This window comes from Achromobacter sp. 1012554356 (assembly GCF_059760815.1).
This window is the reverse complement of record NZ_JCBANC010000025.1, coordinates 14,959-32,205: the sequence shown is the minus strand read 5'-3', so window position 1 is coordinate 32,205 and position 17,247 is coordinate 14,959. Positions and strand designations below refer to the sequence as shown.

18 protein-coding genes and 1 tRNA gene are annotated in these 17,247 nt (G+C 66.2%); 10 read left to right on the top strand and 9 right to left on the bottom strand.

Annotation, left to right across the window (positions count from 1 at the left end; genetic code table 11):
- The 4 genes from AC6LJW_RS14765 (at position 1) to AC6LJW_RS14750 (ending at position 4,503) form a co-directional block, all read left to right on the top strand.
- The gene (locus tag AC6LJW_RS14765) at positions 1 to 3,099 is read left to right on the top strand and encodes an efflux RND transporter permease subunit (protein WP_056564286.1); all 3,099 of its coding nucleotides are present in this window, start codon (positions 1 to 3) and stop codon (positions 3,097 to 3,099) included.
- Between the two features lie 72 nt (positions 3,100 to 3,171).
- On the top strand, positions 3,172 to 3,897 hold the full coding sequence (dnaQ, locus tag AC6LJW_RS14760) for a DNA polymerase III subunit epsilon (RefSeq protein WP_056564283.1): 726 nt from the start codon (positions 3,172 to 3,174) through the stop codon (positions 3,895 to 3,897).
- Positions 3,898 to 3,958: 61 nt separating this feature from the next.
- A tRNA-Val gene (locus tag AC6LJW_RS14755) sits at positions 3,959 to 4,033 on the top strand.
- A gap of 302 nt (positions 4,034 to 4,335) precedes the next feature.
- The gene (locus tag AC6LJW_RS14750; RefSeq protein WP_175125403.1) at positions 4,336 to 4,503 is read left to right on the top strand and encodes a hypothetical protein; all 168 of its coding nucleotides are present in this window, start codon (positions 4,336 to 4,338) and stop codon (positions 4,501 to 4,503) included.
- 35 nt (positions 4,504 to 4,538) lie between these two features.
- Here the strand turns inward: AC6LJW_RS14750 and AC6LJW_RS14745 are convergent, their stop codons facing one another.
- From AC6LJW_RS14745 to AC6LJW_RS14725, 5 genes are all read right to left on the bottom strand, one after another.
- Positions 4,539 to 5,006, bottom strand: a complete 468-nt coding sequence (locus AC6LJW_RS14745; RefSeq protein ID WP_105237313.1) for a YaiI/YqxD family protein — start codon at positions 5,004 to 5,006, stop codon at positions 4,539 to 4,541.
- 5 nt (positions 5,007 to 5,011) lie between these two features.
- Entirely contained in the window at positions 5,012 to 5,278 is a 267-nt protein-coding gene (locus AC6LJW_RS14740) for a hypothetical protein (protein ID WP_056564281.1), read from the bottom strand.
- A gap of 42 nt (positions 5,279 to 5,320) precedes the next feature.
- Positions 5,321 to 6,817: a TAXI family TRAP transporter solute-binding subunit gene (locus tag AC6LJW_RS14735; RefSeq protein ID WP_498087654.1), complete on the bottom strand. Its 1,497-nt coding sequence runs from the start codon at positions 6,815 to 6,817 to the stop codon at positions 5,321 to 5,323.
- A gap of 2 nt (positions 6,818 to 6,819) precedes the next feature.
- Positions 6,820 to 8,028 carry a sodium/glutamate symporter gene (gene gltS / locus AC6LJW_RS14730; protein WP_498087652.1) on the bottom strand — a complete coding sequence of 403 codons (1,209 nt, stop codon included), beginning with the start codon at positions 8,026 to 8,028 and terminating at the stop codon, positions 6,820 to 6,822.
- A 156-nt stretch (positions 8,029 to 8,184) separates the two neighbouring features.
- Positions 8,185 to 8,712, bottom strand: coding sequence for a GNAT family N-acetyltransferase (locus tag AC6LJW_RS14725; RefSeq protein ID WP_056564273.1), 528 nt, complete (start codon positions 8,710 to 8,712; stop codon positions 8,185 to 8,187).
- Between the two features lie 151 nt (positions 8,713 to 8,863).
- Here AC6LJW_RS14725 and AC6LJW_RS14720 point away from each other — a divergent pair, with 151 nt between their 5' ends.
- Both AC6LJW_RS14720 and AC6LJW_RS14715 read left to right on the top strand, forming a co-directional pair.
- Positions 8,864 to 9,910, top strand: a complete 1,047-nt coding sequence (locus AC6LJW_RS14720; RefSeq protein ID WP_056564271.1) for a glycosyltransferase family 2 protein — start codon at positions 8,864 to 8,866, stop codon at positions 9,908 to 9,910.
- A 2-nt stretch (positions 9,911 to 9,912) separates the two neighbouring features.
- Positions 9,913 to 11,502 carry an ArnT family glycosyltransferase gene (locus tag AC6LJW_RS14715; RefSeq protein ID WP_498087673.1) on the top strand — a complete coding sequence of 530 codons (1,590 nt, stop codon included), beginning with the start codon at positions 9,913 to 9,915 and terminating at the stop codon, positions 11,500 to 11,502.
- On the opposite strand, the gene AC6LJW_RS14710 is transcribed toward AC6LJW_RS14715, so the two are convergent.
- Positions 11,456 to 11,851 (bottom strand): GtrA family protein, encoded by a 396-nt coding sequence (locus AC6LJW_RS14710; RefSeq protein ID WP_498087651.1) that lies wholly within the window; start codon positions 11,849 to 11,851, stop codon positions 11,456 to 11,458. The two genes, AC6LJW_RS14715 and AC6LJW_RS14710, sit on opposite strands and share 47 nt — an antisense overlap.
- Before the next feature lie 36 nt (positions 11,852 to 11,887).
- Between AC6LJW_RS14710 and AC6LJW_RS14705 the strand changes: the two genes are divergently transcribed.
- Positions 11,888 to 12,754 carry a ChbG/HpnK family deacetylase gene (locus tag AC6LJW_RS14705; RefSeq protein WP_498087650.1) on the top strand — a complete coding sequence of 289 codons (867 nt, stop codon included), beginning with the start codon at positions 11,888 to 11,890 and terminating at the stop codon, positions 12,752 to 12,754.
- On the opposite strand, the gene AC6LJW_RS14700 is transcribed toward AC6LJW_RS14705, so the two are convergent.
- On the bottom strand, positions 12,741 to 13,604 hold the full coding sequence (locus tag AC6LJW_RS14700) for a LysR family transcriptional regulator (RefSeq protein WP_056564263.1): 864 nt from the start codon (positions 13,602 to 13,604) through the stop codon (positions 12,741 to 12,743). The two genes, AC6LJW_RS14705 and AC6LJW_RS14700, sit on opposite strands and share 14 nt — an antisense overlap.
- Positions 13,605 to 13,706: 102 nt before the next feature.
- Here AC6LJW_RS14700 and AC6LJW_RS14695 point away from each other — a divergent pair, with 102 nt between their 5' ends.
- On the top strand, positions 13,707 to 14,168 hold the full coding sequence (locus tag AC6LJW_RS14695; RefSeq protein WP_498087649.1) for a multidrug/biocide efflux PACE transporter: 462 nt from the start codon (positions 13,707 to 13,709) through the stop codon (positions 14,166 to 14,168).
- 4 nt (positions 14,169 to 14,172) lie between these two features.
- Here AC6LJW_RS14695 and AC6LJW_RS14690 read toward each other — a convergent pair whose 3' ends face one another.
- Both AC6LJW_RS14690 and AC6LJW_RS14685 read right to left on the bottom strand, forming a co-directional pair.
- Positions 14,173 to 15,060: an alpha/beta hydrolase gene (locus AC6LJW_RS14690; protein WP_056564257.1), complete on the bottom strand. Its 888-nt coding sequence runs from the start codon at positions 15,058 to 15,060 to the stop codon at positions 14,173 to 14,175.
- A 115-nt stretch (positions 15,061 to 15,175) separates the two neighbouring features.
- Positions 15,176 to 16,063, bottom strand: coding sequence for a LysR family transcriptional regulator (locus tag AC6LJW_RS14685; RefSeq protein WP_056564254.1), 888 nt, complete (start codon positions 16,061 to 16,063; stop codon positions 15,176 to 15,178).
- Positions 16,064 to 16,160: 97 nt separating this feature from the next.
- Here AC6LJW_RS14685 and AC6LJW_RS14680 point away from each other — a divergent pair, with 97 nt between their 5' ends.
- Together AC6LJW_RS14680 and AC6LJW_RS14675 are read left to right on the top strand one after the other, a co-directional pair.
- On the top strand, positions 16,161 to 16,565 hold the full coding sequence (locus AC6LJW_RS14680) for a CidA/LrgA family protein (protein WP_056564251.1): 405 nt from the start codon (positions 16,161 to 16,163) through the stop codon (positions 16,563 to 16,565).
- Complete coding sequence (locus AC6LJW_RS14675; protein WP_105237325.1) at positions 16,555 to 17,247, top strand: LrgB family protein; 693 nt, start codon at positions 16,555 to 16,557, stop codon at positions 17,245 to 17,247. The genes AC6LJW_RS14680 and AC6LJW_RS14675 overlap by 11 nt, the downstream gene beginning before the upstream one ends.

The following is a 17,247-nucleotide window of genomic DNA, read 5'->3' as shown; positions in this document are numbered from 1 at the left end:
ATGCGTATCTCGGAAACCTGTATCAAGCGCCCGGTGTTCGCGTCGGTCCTGTCGCTGATCATCGTGCTGATCGGCCTGATCTCGTATTCGCGCCTGACGGTGCGCGAATACCCCAAGATCGACGAACCCATCGTGTCGGTCGACACCACGTACAAGGGCGCCTCGCCCGAGGTGATCGAATCGCAGGTGACCAAGCCGCTGGAAGACCAGTTGGCCGGCATCGAAGGCGTGAACGTGATGACTTCGCGCAGCCGGTCCGAGCGCAGCCAGATCAACATCAAGTTCAACCTGACGCGCGACCCGGACGCCGCGGCGGCCGAAGTCCGCGACAAGGTCTCGCGCGCGCGGCGCTTTCTGCCGGACGAGATCGACGAGCCCATCATCGGCAAGGTCGAGGCGGATTCCCAGCCCATCATCTACATCGCGGTGGAATCCGGATCGTTCTCGGCCATCCAGACGTCCGACTACATCAACCGCTACATCAAGACCCGCCTGTCGGTGCTGCCGGGGGCGGCGGAGGTGCGCGTCTTTGGCGAGCGGCTGCCGTCCATGCGCATCTACGTCGACCGCGACAAGCTGGCCGCCTACGGCCTGACGGTGCAGGACGTCGAAGCCGCGCTGCGCAGCCAGAACGTGGAGATTCCGGCCGGGCGCATCGAATCGCGTGCGCGGGAATTCTCGGTGGTGTCCGCGACCGATCTGCAGACTCCGGCCCAGTTTGAGGACGTGATCGTCGCCAACGTGAAGGGCTATCCGGTGCGGATGCGCGACGTGGCCAAGGTCGAGATCGCCGCCGCCAATGACCGCATCCTGTCCCGCTTCAATGGCAAGCCCGCCATCAACATCGGCGTCACCCGGCAGTCCACGGCCAACCCATTGGAACTGTCCAAGGCGGCCCGCCAGGAAGTCGCCCGGCTGAACGAGACGCTGCCCGCCGGCATGAAGCTGAACATCGCGTACGACTCGTCGGTGTTCATCGAGCGGTCCATCGATTCCGTGTTCCACACCATCGTTGAAGCCATCGTGCTGGTGGTGCTGGTGATCTTCTTCTTCCTGCGCAACCTGCGCGCCAGCATCATTCCCATCGTCACCATCCCGGTGTCGCTGGTGGGCGCATGCGCGCTGATGTACCTGTTCGGCTTTTCCATCAACACGCTGACGCTGCTGGCCATGGTGCTGGCGATCGGCCTGGTGGTGGACGACGCGATCGTGGTCCTGGAGAACATCTACCGGCACATCGAGGACGGCATGCCGCGCAAGGAAGCGGCATTGCGGGGGTCGAAGGAAATCGGCTTCGCGGTGGTCGCCATGACCATGACGCTCGTCACCGTGTATGCGCCGCTGGCGTTCGCAACGGGGCGCACGGGCCGGCTGTTCATTGAATTCGCGCTGGCGCTGGCCGGCGCGGTGCTGGTGTCGGGCTTCGTGGCGCTGACGCTCACACCCATGATGTGTTCCGTGCTGCTGCGGCACGAGACCAGCCATAGCCGCTGGTACAACCTGATCGAAGGCTGGCTGAACGGCATGAGCAACGGCTATCGCCGCCTGCTGGGCGCGTCGCTGCGGCACCGCTGGATCGTCGTGGTGATCGGGCTGGCCGTGGCTGCGGGCAGCGGTGTGCTGTTCAAGGTGGTCAAGAGCGAGTTGGCGCCGGTCGAGGACCGGGGCGTGGTGTTCGGCATCGTGAACTCGCCCGAGGGCGCTACGCTGAACTACACGCTGGACAGCATGCTGGGCATCGAGAAGTTCTATGCCGACATCCCCGAAGCCAGCGGCAGCCAGGTCACGGTGGGCTTTCCGACGGTCACGGACGGCACCGCGATCCTGCGCCTGAAGCCCTGGGAAGAACGCGAGCGCAAGCAGCAGGCCATCACGCAGCAATTGCAGCCGCAGTTCGCGTCGTTGCCGGGCGTGCGCGCCTTCCCGACCAATCCGCCGTCGCTGGGCCAATCGGCCCGGTCCAAGCCGGTGGAATTCATCATCATGAGCCAGGCCTCGTACGAAGAACTGTCGCGGCTGACCGAGATTTTCCTGACCGAGCTGCGCAAGTATCCGGGCCTGCTGAACCTGGACACCGACCTGCGCCTGAACACGCCGGAGCTGCGCGTGCGCGTAGACCGCGACAAGATGGCCGACGTGGGCGCCAACGTGGACGTCGTGGGCCGCACGCTGGAATCCATGCTGGGCGGCCGCCAGGTCACCCGCTACAAGGACGAAGGCGAGCAGTACGACGTGATCGTGCAGGTGACGCCGCGCGACCGCGCCAATCCCACCGACATCTCGGGCATCTATGTGCGTGCGCGTGACGGCAGCATGGTCCAGTTGGACAACCTGCTGGGCGTGCACGAAGGCGTGTCGCCGCAGTCGCTCAACCACTTCAACCGTCTGCGTGCCGTGAAGATCGATGCGGCCGTCGCACCGGGCTACGCGCTGGGCGAAGTGCTGGAGCACATGCACCAGGTGGCGCGCGAGGTCCTGCCCAACACGATCATCACCGACCTGGACGGCCAGTCGCGCGAGTTCCGCGATTCGTCGGGCAGCATCTATCTGGTCTTTGCGATGGCGCTGGCGTTCATTTATCTGGTGCTGGCCGCGCAGTTCGAAAGCTGGCGCAATCCGTTCATCATCATGCTGTCGGTGCCGCTGTCCATGACGGGCGCGTTGCTGGCGCTCTGGCTGACGGGCGGCACGCTGTCCATCTACAGCCAGATCGGGCTCATCACGTTGGTCGGCCTGATCACCAAGCACGGCATCCTGATCGTGGAATTCACGAACCAGTTGCGCGACGAGGGCAGGGAACTGTTCGAGGCCGTGATCGAAGCCAGCGTGCTGCGCCTGCGGCCCATTCTGATGACGACGGGCGCCATGGTGCTGGGCACCGTCCCCCTGGCGCTGTCCACGGGCGCGGGGGCGGAATCGCGCCAGCAGATCGGCTGGGTTCTGGTCGGCGGGCTGTTGCTGGGTACACTACTGACCTTGTTCGTCGTGCCGGTGGCCTATACGCTGATTGCCACCGCACGCAAGAAGCCAGGCAAGTCCGGCAGCGAAGCGCACCAACCGCACACGCCGCCGGCCTCGCAGCCCCAAACTTCGGAATAGACCCGTCGGAATAAACCTTTCGGAATCGACCCGTTGGAATAGAAGCGTCGGACTAGACGCGTCGGAATCGTTATGCGCCAGATCATCTTTGACACTGAAACCACCGGACTGGACCCTGCACAGGGTCATCGCATCGTCGAAATCGGCTGCGTGGAGCTCGTCAACCGGATGGCGACGGGCAACAACCTGCACATCTACCTGAATCCGGACCGCGACAGCGATCCCGAGGCGCTGGCGGTGCACGGGCTGACCACCGAGTTCCTGTCGGACAAGCCGCGCTTTTCAGAGGTCGCGGACGAATTCGTCAAGTTCATCCAGGGCGCCGAGCTGATCGCGCACAACGCCGCGTTCGACGTGAAGTTCTTCAATGCCGAACTCGCGAAGACGGGCCGCGGTCCCATCACCGAGTTCTGCGAGACCGTCACCGACTCGCTGATGCATGCCCGGTCGATGTTCCCCGGCAAGCGCAATTCACTGGACGCGCTGTGCGACCGCTTCGGCATCTCGAATGCGCATCGCACGCTGCACGGCGCATTGCTCGACTCGCAGCTCCTGGCCGAAGTCTGGCTGGCGATGACGCGCGGCCAGGACGCGCTGCTGATCGACGTGGACGACAACGCGGGTACCGGCAGCGACGGCCTGGTGCTGGCCAAGTTTGACGCCTCGGGGCTGCCGGTGCTGTACGCCAGCGCCGAAGAACTGGCCGAGCACGAGGCTTACGTGGCCGCGCTGGACAAGAGCGTCGGCGGCGAGAGCATCTGGCGCAAGCTCGATGCGCCGGTTGCGGCGGCCGCCTGAAAGTTATTCAGGGGCGACTTGCGCACGTTTAAATTTTCGTGCTATTATTTCGCCTCTTTCGGGGTGGTTAGCTCAGTGGTAGAGCACTGCCTTCACACGGCAGGGGTCACTGGTTCGAACCCAGTACTACCCACCAAAGACCTTCTCAGGCTTAACAGCCTTCGAAGTGCCCCAAAAGACAAGGCTTGGGTCGCGGAAGTAATGCAGCAGTAATTCAGCGATATCGGTTTTGTTCTTCGGGCAGTAAGTAGCCAGGCAACACTAGTCAGGCAACACGCAAAAAGCCAACCTTCATCGGTTGGCTTTTTTGTTTTCGATTCATTACTCTTCTTCTGATCTGCCGCAACCTGGCTGCTGCCGGTTGCGACGAGCCGTGTTGCACGCCTGCCTATCATCGATAAATCGGCGAATCACTGCCGAGCAAAACAGGAGAAGGCCATGGGTCCGCATACCAACACCATGCTCATCATCATCTGCACCGGCGTGGCGCTCATGTTGATCGGCTTCGGGTTTCGTGACCGCAATCTCGGCATGACCCTGATGGGCCTGGGCCTTGTCACCGCGATCGGCGCGATCATCTACAAGGCATATATCACCTTCTACTGACGCTGCTAACTGACCGCGGGCCCTGCCGGCGGTTTCTAGCTTTTCTGCGCCTGCTGGCGGGCCACCCGCGCGAGCAGGGTGTCGAGCTGGTTCGCGAACGCCTTGCGGTCGGACTGGCTGAACGACGACGGACCGCCCGTGTCCACGCCGCTGGCGCGCAGTTCTTCCATCATGTCCCGCATCGCCAGCCGTTCGCGGATGGTTTCCGGCGAATAGCGTTCGCCGCGGGGATTGAGCGCGAGTGCGCCTTTTTCCAGCACCTGCGCGGCCAGCGGAATGTCGCCGGTGATGACCAGGTCGCCCTTTTCCGCCCGCTCCACGATGTGCGCGTCGGCCACGTCAAAGCCGCGCGGCACCTGCACGGCCCGGATCAGCGGCGACGGCGGCGTGTAGAGCGCCTGGTTGGCCACCAGCGTCAGAGGCACCTGCCAGCGCTGCGCGGCGCGGAACAGGATGTCCTTGATGACGGCGGGACAGGCGTCCGCGTCGACCCAGATGTGCATCGCGCTTATGCGCCCAGCGCTTTCTCAAGCGCCTCGGCCACGAGGTCGTTGGTCGACACGCCGCGTTCGGCGGCGGCGGCGCGCAGCTTGTCGGCCTGCGCCTGCGACAGCTTCAGCGGGAAGGGCACCAGGCCGGCGGCCTGATCCAGCTTGCGCTGCTCGCGGCGGTCGGGCACTTGGGACGAGGCGCCAAAGCGGTCGGGCGTCGCCGATTGCTTGAGTTGGCCGGCCAGCTTGAGGGCCTGGTTCTTTTGAAGATCGAATTTGTTCATCGGAATTCCTGATAGGGAGCGCCATCATAGACGCAACGCGCCTCAGCGCGGTTTGGCAAGCTCCAGTTGGGCAATGCCTTCCTCGGCGCCGTCGTGCAGCGGCACGCTCAGGCCGAGCCGGGCGGTGGCCGCCGACACCTGCGAGCCCTGCGTCGAACCGGCTGCCAGCAGGTCCTGGCCGGCCTGGTAGACCGCGCGCACCACGACAAGCGCTTCGTCGCGCGTGAGGTCGGTGGTGGTCAGCATCAGGGCCGCCACGCCCACGGTGGGGATGCGTTCCTGCTGATTGGGATAGGTGCCGGCTGCGATGTCCAGCGGCATCAGCACGCTGTCGCCGGACGTGAGTGTCTTGATCGCCTCGGCATCGAGCGGCAGCAGTTTGAGCTGCGCGGGAATCAGCGCGTCGCGCAGCGGCGTGGCCGGCACCCCGATCACCTGGGCGGCGGCATCGACCGCCCCGGATTGGAGCAGCGGCAGGGCGGCAACGAACGGCGTATCCGACACCTTGTAATCGCGCCCGGCCTGCAGACCGTGCGCCGCCAGCACGGTTTGCAGCGTGGCGCGCACGGCCGACCCTTCGGGACCCAGCGCGATCGTCTTGCCCTTGAGGTCCCGCACACCGCGAATCGCGGGATCGTCGCGCACGACGATATGGACCATTTCCGGGTACAGGCTGCCCAGCGCGCGCAGGCCGGGAAACGGCCCTTGTCCCGCGAAGGGACCCGTGCCCTCGTAGGCCATCCGCGCGGTATCGGCCTGCGCCAGGGCCACCACGGCGTCGCCGCCACGCAGCAACGCGATGTTGTCGGCCCCGCCTCCGGTGATAAGCGGCGACACCCGGATCTGGCGGGCGCGCGCCACATCGCTCAGCGCGCGCGCAAAGGCCAGGTACTCGCCGCGGTCCGGGCCGCCGGCCAGCGGGTAACCCTGCTGCAACCGGGACAGCCGGCCGTTGATGCGCGCGACCGAGCGTTCCAGTTCCTGCTGGACGACGTGCTGGGCCGTGCTGGACGCGCTGTAGGTTACCGAGTGGGTGATCTGGTCTAGCGTGTCGAGCAGCTGGCGCGTAACGGGCGGCGGCGCGCCAGTATCCAGCGAGGGCGCCTCGGCCGCCTTGAATCCCGCGGGCGTCACCAGCTTCCAGGCGCCGTCGTCTTCGCGGTAAATGGCGCTGGCATGGGCAATGATGCGGTCGCCGGCCTTGTTGCCTCCGGACTTCACGCCGCTGATGCTGCGCGGACCGGCGCCCAGCAGCGTCACCAGCGACGCCGCGCCGGGTTGGTCCCACGCGCCCAGCGAAATGTCGCGGGTCAGTTCCAGGTCGACGTCGTAATACACGACGCGCCGGGTTTCGCCGGCCGGGGCGGTGCTGTCCGTGGCCGATCCCATGCGCTTGAGATCTGCGATGCGGAACAGGTCCTGCCCATAGGTGGCGTTCAGGCTGCGCGTGACGTCCGCGCGCAGGGCGTCGGCATCGGGCGCGCGGCCGCATGCGGCCAGCATCGCGCACAGCAGGACGATCAAGAATCTTTTGAACATGGCTACATCCCTCCCACGAACGGCAAGGAGATCAGCGAGCTCAGGACGATCACGTTCAGGATGTCCACCAGGAAAGCGCCGGTGACGGGCACCACGATGAACGCTTCCGGCGCCGGGCCATGGCGGCGCGTGAGCGCCTGCATGTTGGCGATGGCGGTGGCGGTGGCGCCCAGCGCAAAGCCGCAGAACGCGGCGGACATGATGGCGGCCTCGTAGTCGCGCTTGAGCAGCCGGAACACCACCCAGGAGGCATACAGCGCGCAGGCCAGCGTCTGCACCGCCAGCATTAGCGCGAGCGGACCGGCCAGGCGCGCGACGCTGGACAGGTCCAGCGTCATCATCGTCATGCCCAGGAACAACGACAGGGAAATCGTGCCGATGATGTCGGTGGCGCGATCATCCAGCCGGATGCCCACCAGCGGGCCGGCATTGCGGATGAGCACGCCGGTGGCAAGGCACCACAGGAAGTTGGGCAGGCTGACCGGGGCATCTTCCACCAGCGCCGCCAGGAGGCCCCCGACGACCAGGCAGACGAACGCGGCGGTCATGGACAGGATGAACGATCCGGCCGTGGGCGGCTGGTGATCGTCGTTCAGGTCGACGGCCTGGTGGCCTTCGGCCGCGGTGTGGTCGAGGCTGCCCGACACCTTGTGGCGGCGCATGATCCATTCCGCCACGGGGCCGCCCACCACGCCGCCCAGCACCAGTCCCAGCGTCGCCGCCGTCATGGCCAGCGGCATCACGTCCTGAATGTTGTTGAAGTCGGCAAAGCGCGTCGCATAGGCCGCGCCGGTGCCGTGACCGCCCACCAGCGTGATCGTGCCGCCGAGCAGGCCCATGAGCGGGTGCATATCCAGCAACCACGCCATGCCCAACCCCACGGCGTTCTGCAGGACCAGAAACGGGATCAGCGCAAGCAGAAAGGCGATAAGGCGCGGGCCCCCGCGCGCCAGCAGCTTCAGGTTGGCGGTCAGCCCGATGCAGCCGAAGAACAGCAGCAGCAGCGTCGGCTTGATGCTGGTCTCGAGCGAGACAGCAACGCCGCCCCACGTCGACAGCAGGTAGGCCACCACCGCGAACAGCAGCCCGCCCACGATGGGATCCGGAATGCTGTAGCGCGCCAGGACGCCGATGCGCGTGGTCATGACTCGTCCGATGACGAGCACGAGGCAGCAGGCGAGTAGGGATTGGACGGGCGAAAGGGAGATCATATGAACCTTCGCGCCCCGCCGGGGCGCAGCAAGACAAGCTGTTCAAACCCGCTGTTCAAGCCCGCTGTTCAGGCCACTTGCCGCCGCATCGCTTGCGGACTGCGAAGCTATCTTACGTCCAGCCCCGTGCGCGTGTACACGGGGAGGGGGGCGCCGTCAGGGGCGCAACGGGCGTGCCGCCGGGAAGGGAAAGGCGCGCGACATGTAACTGGCGCCCTCGCCGTAGCCAGACAGTTTTTCGGCCAGGCCGGGCGCCTGCGGGGCAAGCGGCGCATAGCCATGACGCATCCAATAGCCTGCCGCCGATGCCAGAGACACCAGGCTGGCGCATGTCAGACCGTTGTCCATGGCGCTTGCTGCGGCGGCGCCCACCAGTGCCTGGCCTACGCCCATGCCCTGCGCCGCCGGCACGACCGCGCAGTCATGCAGAAACCAGTGGTCGGCCCGCGCCGGCAGCGCGGAGAGCGGCACATCCAGGGCGGGAGGCAGGCCCGCATCCCACGGATAGGAAATCAGATAGCCCAGCAGGGCGCCAGAAGCCATTGGCGAGTCCGGTTGGGCGACCCAGCAGTACCGCGGCGCAAGCGCGAGGCGGTTCAGGAAAAAGCTGGCGCCTTCCAGCAGGAACTGCGGATAGGCGAGGGTCTGGGCCTGGAGGATCGCGTCCACATCGCTGGCCAGCATGGGACGGACTTGGTATTGCATGGCAACCCCGAAGATTGGAGGTGGCCGCCATTTTAGCGGCCGGGCCCGCGCCGGCATTTCATGAAAATTCGACGAGGCCCTGCGCATACTGCACCGCATCGTGTCCCGCATGCCGCCTTTTCAGAACCTTATGCACATCCAGTTCCGGTCCGATCCGCCAGCACCGCAAGTGCTGGCCAAATCTCTGCCACTGAGGTCCGTGTGGCCGCCGCAGGCGGCCGACGTGCCGTATGACATCCGGGTCACCTGCGTGATTCCGTGCCTGAACGAATGCGAGAACCTGCGGGTGCTGCTCCCGCTGCTGCGCAACCGGCTCTCCGCGCTGTGCACAAGCTGGGAGATCATCGTGGCCGACGACGGCAGCACGGATGGCACCGACGCGCTGATGGCGGAATGGACCGAGCACGAGGGCTTCCGCCACGTGCAGTTGTCCCGCAATTTCGGCAAGGAAGCCGCGCTGAGCGCGGGCCTGGAAGCCGCCAGCGGCAACGTGGTCGTCTGCCTGGATGCCGACCTGCAGCATCCGCCCGCCTTGATCGAGCTGATGCTGGCGCGATGGTCCGCCGGGGCCGAGATGGTGTACGCCGTGCGGCGTGATCGCGCCGATGAATCCTGGCTCAAGCGTTCGGGTGCGCGCTGGTTCTACCAACTGCTTAGCAACGCCCGCGGCGTGCAGGTGCCGGCGCATGCAGGCGACTTCCGGCTGATGGACCGCAGCGTGGTCGACGCACTGATCGCGCTGCCTGAGCGCACGCGCTTCATGAAGGGCTTGTATGCCTGGGTCGGGTTCAAGGGCGAGGCCGTGCCCTACACGCCGGACGAGCGCATGCACGGGACCAGCACCTACAGCGGGATGCGCCTCTTTCGGCTGGCGCTGGACGGCCTGACCGCGTTCACGACGTGGCCGCTGCGCATGGTCAGCCTGGTGGGGGTGGTGTTTGCCGTGCTGGCGCTGGCCTATGCCGCGTTCCTCGTGGGCAGCTACCTGATGTCCGGCAACGCCGTCTCCGGGTGGACGACCATCGTAACGGCGGTGCTGTTCTTTGCTGGCGTCAATCTGATTTCGCTGGGCGTGGTGGGCGAATACGTGGCCAGAATCTTCGACGAGGTGAAAGGCCGGCCGCTGTTCGTCGTGCGGCGCAGCCGTGGCCGTCCCGCAGGCAAGGCGCAGGGCTGATGATGGCGGACCCCATCAAACCGGCGCGCTCCGAATGGACCCCGCCGGCAGGACGATTTCTGCTGGCCGTCGGCATCTGGCTGGCCTGGCTGGCGTGGATACGTCCGCTGACCCTGCCCGACGAGGGGCGCTATGCCGGGGTGGCATGGGACATGCTGCGCAGCGGCTCGCATGCCGTGCCGCTGCTGGATGGCATGCCGTACTTTCACAAGCCTCCGCTGTTCTACTGGCTGACCGAGCTGTCGTTCACGGTGTTCGGCGCGCACCCGTGGGCGGCGCGGGTGCCGTCCTGGCTGGCCGCTTGGGCTGCCGCCGCCGGGTTGTACGCCTTCGTGCGCCGCCATCGCGACCCGTTTGCCGCCACGCTGTCCGTGCTGGCGCTTTGCACCATGCCATTCTTCTATGGCGGCGCGCAGTTCGCCAACCTGGACATGCTTGTCGCGGGGCTCATCACGCTGTGCGTGCTGGCCGCCGCCGAAGGTGTGCTACGCGTTGAACACGGCGAGGGGGCGCGCGGGATGGTCGTGGGTGCCGCGGCGCTGGCCGCGCTGGCGGTGTTGGCCAAGGGGCTGATCGGCCTGGTGCTGCCGGGCGCCATCCTGCTGCTCTGGCTGGTCTGGGAGAGGCGCTGGCGCGGACTGGTGGCGCTGGTCTGGCTGCCGGCGCTGCTGGTGTTCGTGGCGATCGCCGCGCCGTGGTTCGTGCTGATGCAACTGCGGTATCCCGGTTTTTACGACTACTTCTTCGTCTATCAGCATTTCCAGCGCTTCGCCGCCGCCGGCTTCAATAATGCCCAGCCATTCTGGTTCTATCTGCCGGTCCTGGCCGGCCTGAGCCTGCCGTGGTCGCTGTGGGGCGGCGGCATCCTGCGCCGCGCATTTTGGGCCGAGGGGCCAGCGCGCAGCCTGCGGCGTCTGGCGGCGGTGTGGTTCGCCGTGGTGGTGGTGTTCTTTTCGTTGCCGCATTCCAAGCTGATTGGCTATGTGCTGCCGGCGCTGGCGCCGCTCGCCTTTTTGCTGTCCGAGGTCATTCTGGCGGCGTGGCGCACCGACACGGGCGGGATAACGCCGCGCCTGGTGCGCATCAGCGCTGCCGTCGCAGCCGGAATCTGCGTCATCGCCGTGGGCATTGCGGCGTTCAATGTCCGGGGCAGCGCCGCGCCGCTGGCCAAGGTGGTGCGGCAGGAGGCGCGCCCGGACGACACCTTTGTCTCGCTGCACGCCTACCCTTTCGATCTGGCGCTATACGCACGGGCGCCGCGGCCCACGTGGGTCGTGGACGACTGGCTCAATCCGGAAGTGCCGGTGCGCGATAACTGGCGCAAGGAACTGTACGACGCCGCGAAGTTCGATCCGGTCACCGGCGCGCAGGTGCTGGTCAGCGCCGACCAATTCAATGCGCGGCTGTGCGCGGCGCCGGACGGCGCGCGGTTCTGGGTGTGGGGTAACCATGGCGACGGCGCGGTCTACTCGCCGATGCACGGGGTCAAGCCGATCGCCACCAGCGCTCGGCATGCAATGTGGCTGTTGCAGGCGGATGCGGCGCTTAAGGAACGGCTTTGTGCCGGAACGCCCACAGCCGGCTGGCGATGAACGTTGCGAACGCCAGGCCGATGAGGATCAGTGCCAGCAGTATGTCGTACGGCACGTTGGTGGCGTGCAACAGCCAGGCGTAGGCCGATTCGTTGATCAAAAAACCGATCGCTGAAATGAAAAGGAAACGACGGGCCGCTACGGTCCAGGGTATGGGCGAATGTCGGAACGTGAGCCGGTAATGGCCGCTGAAGGACACCACGAAGGCGATCATCCAGCCGATCAGGTTGGCCGCCAGCGGCGGTGCGCCGAACGCTTCGACGCAGCCCACGGCAACGGCCCAATGCGTTGCCGCGGCGGCGCAACCGACGGCGACGAAAAGGGTGATTTGCCGGATGAGGGCGCGCATGTGGGATGTTGCGGACAGAAAGACGGAGAGGCGGCGATGAGCAAACGCGTCGTGGTGTGCGGTGATGATTTTGGCATGAATGCGGACATTGACGAGGGCATGATTGCGCTGGCCGGCATGCGGCGCGTCAGCGCGGTCAGTTGCCTGACGTTGGGCCCCACGTTCGCGGCCAATGCGCCGCGGCTCGCCGCGTTGGATGTGGACATCGGCCTGCACCTGAATCTGTCGGAAACGCTGGAGCTGGGCGCTGAACCAATGCCTGCGCTGAGCGCCCTGATCCTGAAGGCCTACGCGGGCCTGCTCCATGCGGCGTGGGTCGACGCGCAGATCGCCCGGCAGTTCGACGCCTTCGAAGCCGCCTTCGGCCGCGCGCCCGACTATGTCGATGGACACCAGCACGTGCATCAACTGCCCGGCATCCGCAAGCGCGTCCTGGCGCTGCTCGCCCAGCGTTATGGAACGCAGACTGGCGTGCAGGCTCCCTGGCTGCGCCAGACCGCGCCCGGCGTGCAGTGCGGCATACCGCTGAAGGAATCGTTGAAGGCGCGCGTAATCGGCGCGTTGGGGGCGGCGGCGCTGGCGCGCGAGGCCCGCTCAAGCGGGTTGCGCACCAACCGGCGGCTGCTGGGCGTGTATGCGTTCGACGGTGGCGAGCGCCGGTACGCGCACCTCTTGCAAACCTGGCTGTTCAACGCGCGGGAAGGCGACCTTGTCATGTGCCATCCGGCGCTGGGCAGCGCGCAGGGCAGCGCCATGGCACGCCAGCGGCGCGCCGAGTTCGACGTGCTGGCCAACCCGAAGCTGGGCGACTGGCTCTGCGCCAACGGGGTCAGCATTACGCGCCTGGCGTTGACGCAGGCCGATCCCGGTGTGCCGGTGCTGGCGCGCGCTATCCCTGCGTAAGACTTTCCAGCAGCCAGGCGCCCGCCGGCCCCAGCGCGCGGCGCGTGGACCACACCGCGTCGACATGGATGTGGCGCGGCCAACCCGGCACCTTCAGCTCCACGAGCTGGTCTCGGCCAAAGCGCTGAATCATCCACCGCGGCAGTTCGGTCCAGCCGAACCCCAGGCTGGCCATTTCCAGCAGCATCAGATAGCCGGGCGCCGACCACGTCGAGTGAGCGGGCGTGGCTTCCTTGTCGTCCAGTTCGTAGGTGCTCAGGCGCAATTCGCGTTCGGTCTTCAAGTGATCGGACGTGACCGATGCCAGGCTGGCCAGCGGATGCGAACGCCCCACGCACAGGACGATTTCAGAGCGTTCGGCCAGGCACGCGTGCGCCACGTCCGGCGGGTAGCTTTCCTGCGCCGCCATCAACCCCACATGCGCGCGGCCCTGCTGCACCAGCGCCACCACGTCCTCGTATTCCGCGATCAGGCACTCGAAGCGCAGCGCCGGGTAGCGCGCGTCGATCTGGCTCAGCATGGCCTCGAACGTGCGCGACTGGAACGTATCGGACAGAACCACCGTGAGCCGGGGTTCCAGGCCTTCCGACAACTGGCTGGCGCTGCGGTTCAGGCGATCGTTGGCGGCCAGCACCTGCAAGGCCTGTCCCAGCAGCACCTTGCCCGCGGCGGTCAGGGAGGGCTGGCGCTGACTGCGGTCGAACAGCGCGACGTTCAGGTCCACCTCAAGATTGGCGATGGTCTCGCTGATGGTGGACTGGCTCTTGCCCAGCTTGCGCGCCGCAGCCGAAAACGAGCCTTCCGAGGCGACTTGGGCGAAGGCGGCCAGAGATTCTAGAGAGTGGCGCATGAGAAAAGTTTGTATCGGTTTTTCCGATGGATATTATCTTTTTCGTAACGGAAATGTCGCGGACAATGCGGTCACTTCACAGCAATCGACCGCAGGTGGGTCATGACCCAAGCCAAGAAAACCCTCAAAGAACGTTTCATCCACGCCTTTCTGTTCGAAATCATCGCCATCGGCCTGTGTGCGCCCGTGGCAGCATGGGCCATGGGCAAATCGCTATTCGAAATGGGCGTGCTGACCGCAGTCATCGCCTGGATCGCGCTGGTCTGGAACATGATCTACAACGCCGGCTTTGACCGCGTCGAAAACCGTCTGGGCTGGATCCGCACCTTCCGCATCCGCGTGCTGCATGCGTTCGGTTTTGAGCTGGGCCTGATCCTGATTGTGATCCCGCTGGCGGCCTGGTGGCTCAACATCAGCCTGTGGGAAGCCTTCGTGCTGGACATCGCGCTGGTGCTGTTCTATCTGCCCTACGCATTCTTCTACAACCTGGCGTACGACCGCAGCCGTCCCCGCGTGATCGCGTGGCTGTCCCGCCGGAACGGCGCCGCCGCCGCCGGCGCCTGACGCCTCAACCCTTCTTGCGCTCGTACGCTTGGCTGGCGTCCTGCATGAAGGTTCTGACCGCGGTTTCGTACTGCGTGCCGCTGCGGAAGGCGCCCGAATGCGAGGCGCCTTCTATTTTCACCAGCCGTTTCAAGTCCGGCGACACGTTGCGCGCGGCGGCAAAGAGTTCATCGCTCATGGTGTGAGGCACCACGCGGTCCGCGGTGCCGTGCATGAACAGCATGGGCGTGTGCAACTGCGCCAGCTTGTCCACCGATGCGAATGGCTGCGTGACCAGCAGGCTGGCGCCGGGGACATTGCCCCATCGCAGCGTGGACAGCATCGCGCCGATGCTGGTGAAGCTGGATTCCACGATCAGGCCCGCAAAGTCTGGCTGTTCCGGGCGCGAAGCCAGGTCGATGGCGATCGCGCCGCCCAAACTGTGACCATAGACGAAGCGGCGCGCCGGGTCCGGCTGCAGCCGCGCCAACTCCTTCAGACCCGCCATGGCGTCCAGCAGCGCGCTTTCTTCGGACGGCAGGCGCGGCGTGGACGCGCCAAAGCCGCGGTAATCGATCGCCAGCATGGAATACCCCATGCGGCTCCAACCGTCGATGCGGAATGCGCTGCCGTTCAGGTTCCAGCGCGCGCCGTGCAGGTACAGCACGGTGGGCGCGCCCTTCTTGGGGCTGGCCAGGTACCAGGCGCGCACCTTGTCGCCGTTGTCGAGCGTCAGGTCGTAGACCTGCGTTCCTGCGGCAGGATCCCGCCACCAGGATTGCGGTTCGGACTGCGGCGAAAAAATGGTCTGACGCTGCCAGGAATCGAGCTGCGTGCAGCCGACCACGCCGGCGGCGACGAGCAGAGAGGCGGCTAATAGCCGGCGGGCGGAGAATCGGGGCAGGGCGGGCATGAATGGTCTGACCCGGCAAGTCGGGCCGGGTTCCGGCATCAGCATACTCCGGCGCGGCCGCCGTAAGTTTGTCCCGATTTCTGCCGATGGCGGGCCGGTCCGGGCGCAGCAAGCGTCAGGCCGAGCCGGGGTGGACCTCGCGCGTCAACGCCAGCCATGCCTGCGCCGCATACGACAGATATCCGCCACGGCGCCACACCAGGACCATTTCCCAATCCGTCCCTGAATCGCGCAAAGGCACGCGAGCCACGCCCGCATGCAGTTCCTCGTTGGCCTTCATGCGCGGCAGGAAGGCCACGCCCAGTCCGGCGGCCACCAGCGCCACGATGAAATCGATCTGGCCGCTGCGCGCGGCGATGGTGGGGACGAAGCCCGCGCGCTGGCACGCGTCGTGGATGATGCGGTTCAGGGCAAACCCCGTTTCGAACAGCACGAAGGGCGAGTCGCGCAGGTCGTGCAGCCCCACCGACTTGGCGCGGGCCTGCGGGTGGTCGGCGGGCATCAGCGCGACCAGCGGTTCGCGCGCGACGGGCTGCCATTCGAAGTGGTCGGGCACGGGCTTGAGCGATCCCGCCAGCTCGATTTCGCCGGCCATCACCATCTCTTCAAGCCTTCGGCTGCCGTGTTCGACCAGGCTGATCTCGATGCGCGGATAGCGGCTGCGAAAGCGCGCGAACATCGGCGCAAACAGCGAACTGCTGCCCAGCGGCGGCAGTCCCAGGCGCAGCACGCCCCGTTTCAGGCCCTTCAGGTCGTCGAGCTCGGCGTTCAGGTCGTCGCGTTCGGCCAGCATGTTCACGGCGCGCCGGTACACGATCTCGCCCGCGACGGTCAGCCGCAGCGGCTGCGCCTGCCGGTCCAGCAAGGGCATGCCCAGCTCGTCCTCCAGCTGCCGCACTGCCTTGCTGATCGTGGGCTGGGTGGCATGGACCACTTTGGCCGCCTGGGAGAAACCGCCTTGCCTGACGACCTCGACCAGCGCGCGCAGCGTACGTAATTCCATTGCTATGCCAATTTGGAATAAGTGAGATTCATCGAATTCATTTTATCTATGCCTGCGCAGGGCGTAAAACGAGGACTTGCCGCTGGATTTTCGTCTCATGCTCCGTTTTCGCCATTCCGTTCTCCTGCGCAGCGCGCTGCGCCGCAGCCGTCTGCTGCAGATTGCATTGATCGTTCTTTTTTCTCTGCTGGGCCAGGCGGTGGCGCAGGCTTCGGGCCTGCCCGTGCCGGGCGGGGTCATCGGGATGGCGCTGGTGCTCATCCTCTTGGCGACGCGGCGGCTGCGCGTGCGCAACGTGCAGCGGGGCGCGAGCTGGCTGCTGGGCGAAATGCTGCTCTTCTTCGTGCCGGCGGTCATGTCGCTTCTGGACCACCGCGAATTTCTGGGCGTGCTGGGCGTGAAATTGCTGGCCGTGATCCTGCTGGGCACGGCGCTTGTCATGGCCGGCACGGCACTGACAATCGACCTTTGCTATCGCTGGATGAATCGCCATGCAGCCTGAATTCAACCTGCTGTTCTGGCCGGCCGCCACCGTCGCCGCGTATGTCTGCGCGCGCCTGTTCTACCGCCGCTTTGCCTATTGGTGGACGTCCACGCTGGTTGTCGCGCCCGCGTTGCTGCTGACGCTAGCCATCCTGCTGCATACCGGCTATCGCGACTACATGTCCGGTTCGCACTGGCTGATGGCCATGCTTGGCCCGGTCATCGTGGCGTTCGCGCTGCCGCTCTACGAGCAGCGGGCGCTGATCCGGCGCTACTGGCCGGTATTGGCCGCGGGCGTGGCTGTGGGCAGCGGCATCGCGGGCGTCAGCGCATGGCTGCTGGGCAGCCTGCTGGACTTGCCGCCGGACCTGCGGCTCAGCCTGCTGCCGCGCTCGGTCGCTACCCCGTTCGCCATCGCGGTGTCTTCCCACGTGGGCGGCGTGCCCGACCTGACGGCGGTCTTCGTCATCGTCACAGGCGTCTTCGGCGCAGCCATCGGCCAGCTCATGTGCCGCTGGCTGCCGCTGCGTTCGGCGCTGGCGCGCGGCGCGCTATTCGGGATGGGCGCGCATGGGGCGGGCACGGCAAAGGCCCGCGAGCTGGCTGCCGAAGAGGGCGCGGTCGCGGGCCTGGTGATGGTCATGGCGGGCCTGTTCAACGTGCTGGTCACGCCGGCCGTCGTGGTGGGGCTGCTGGCCTGA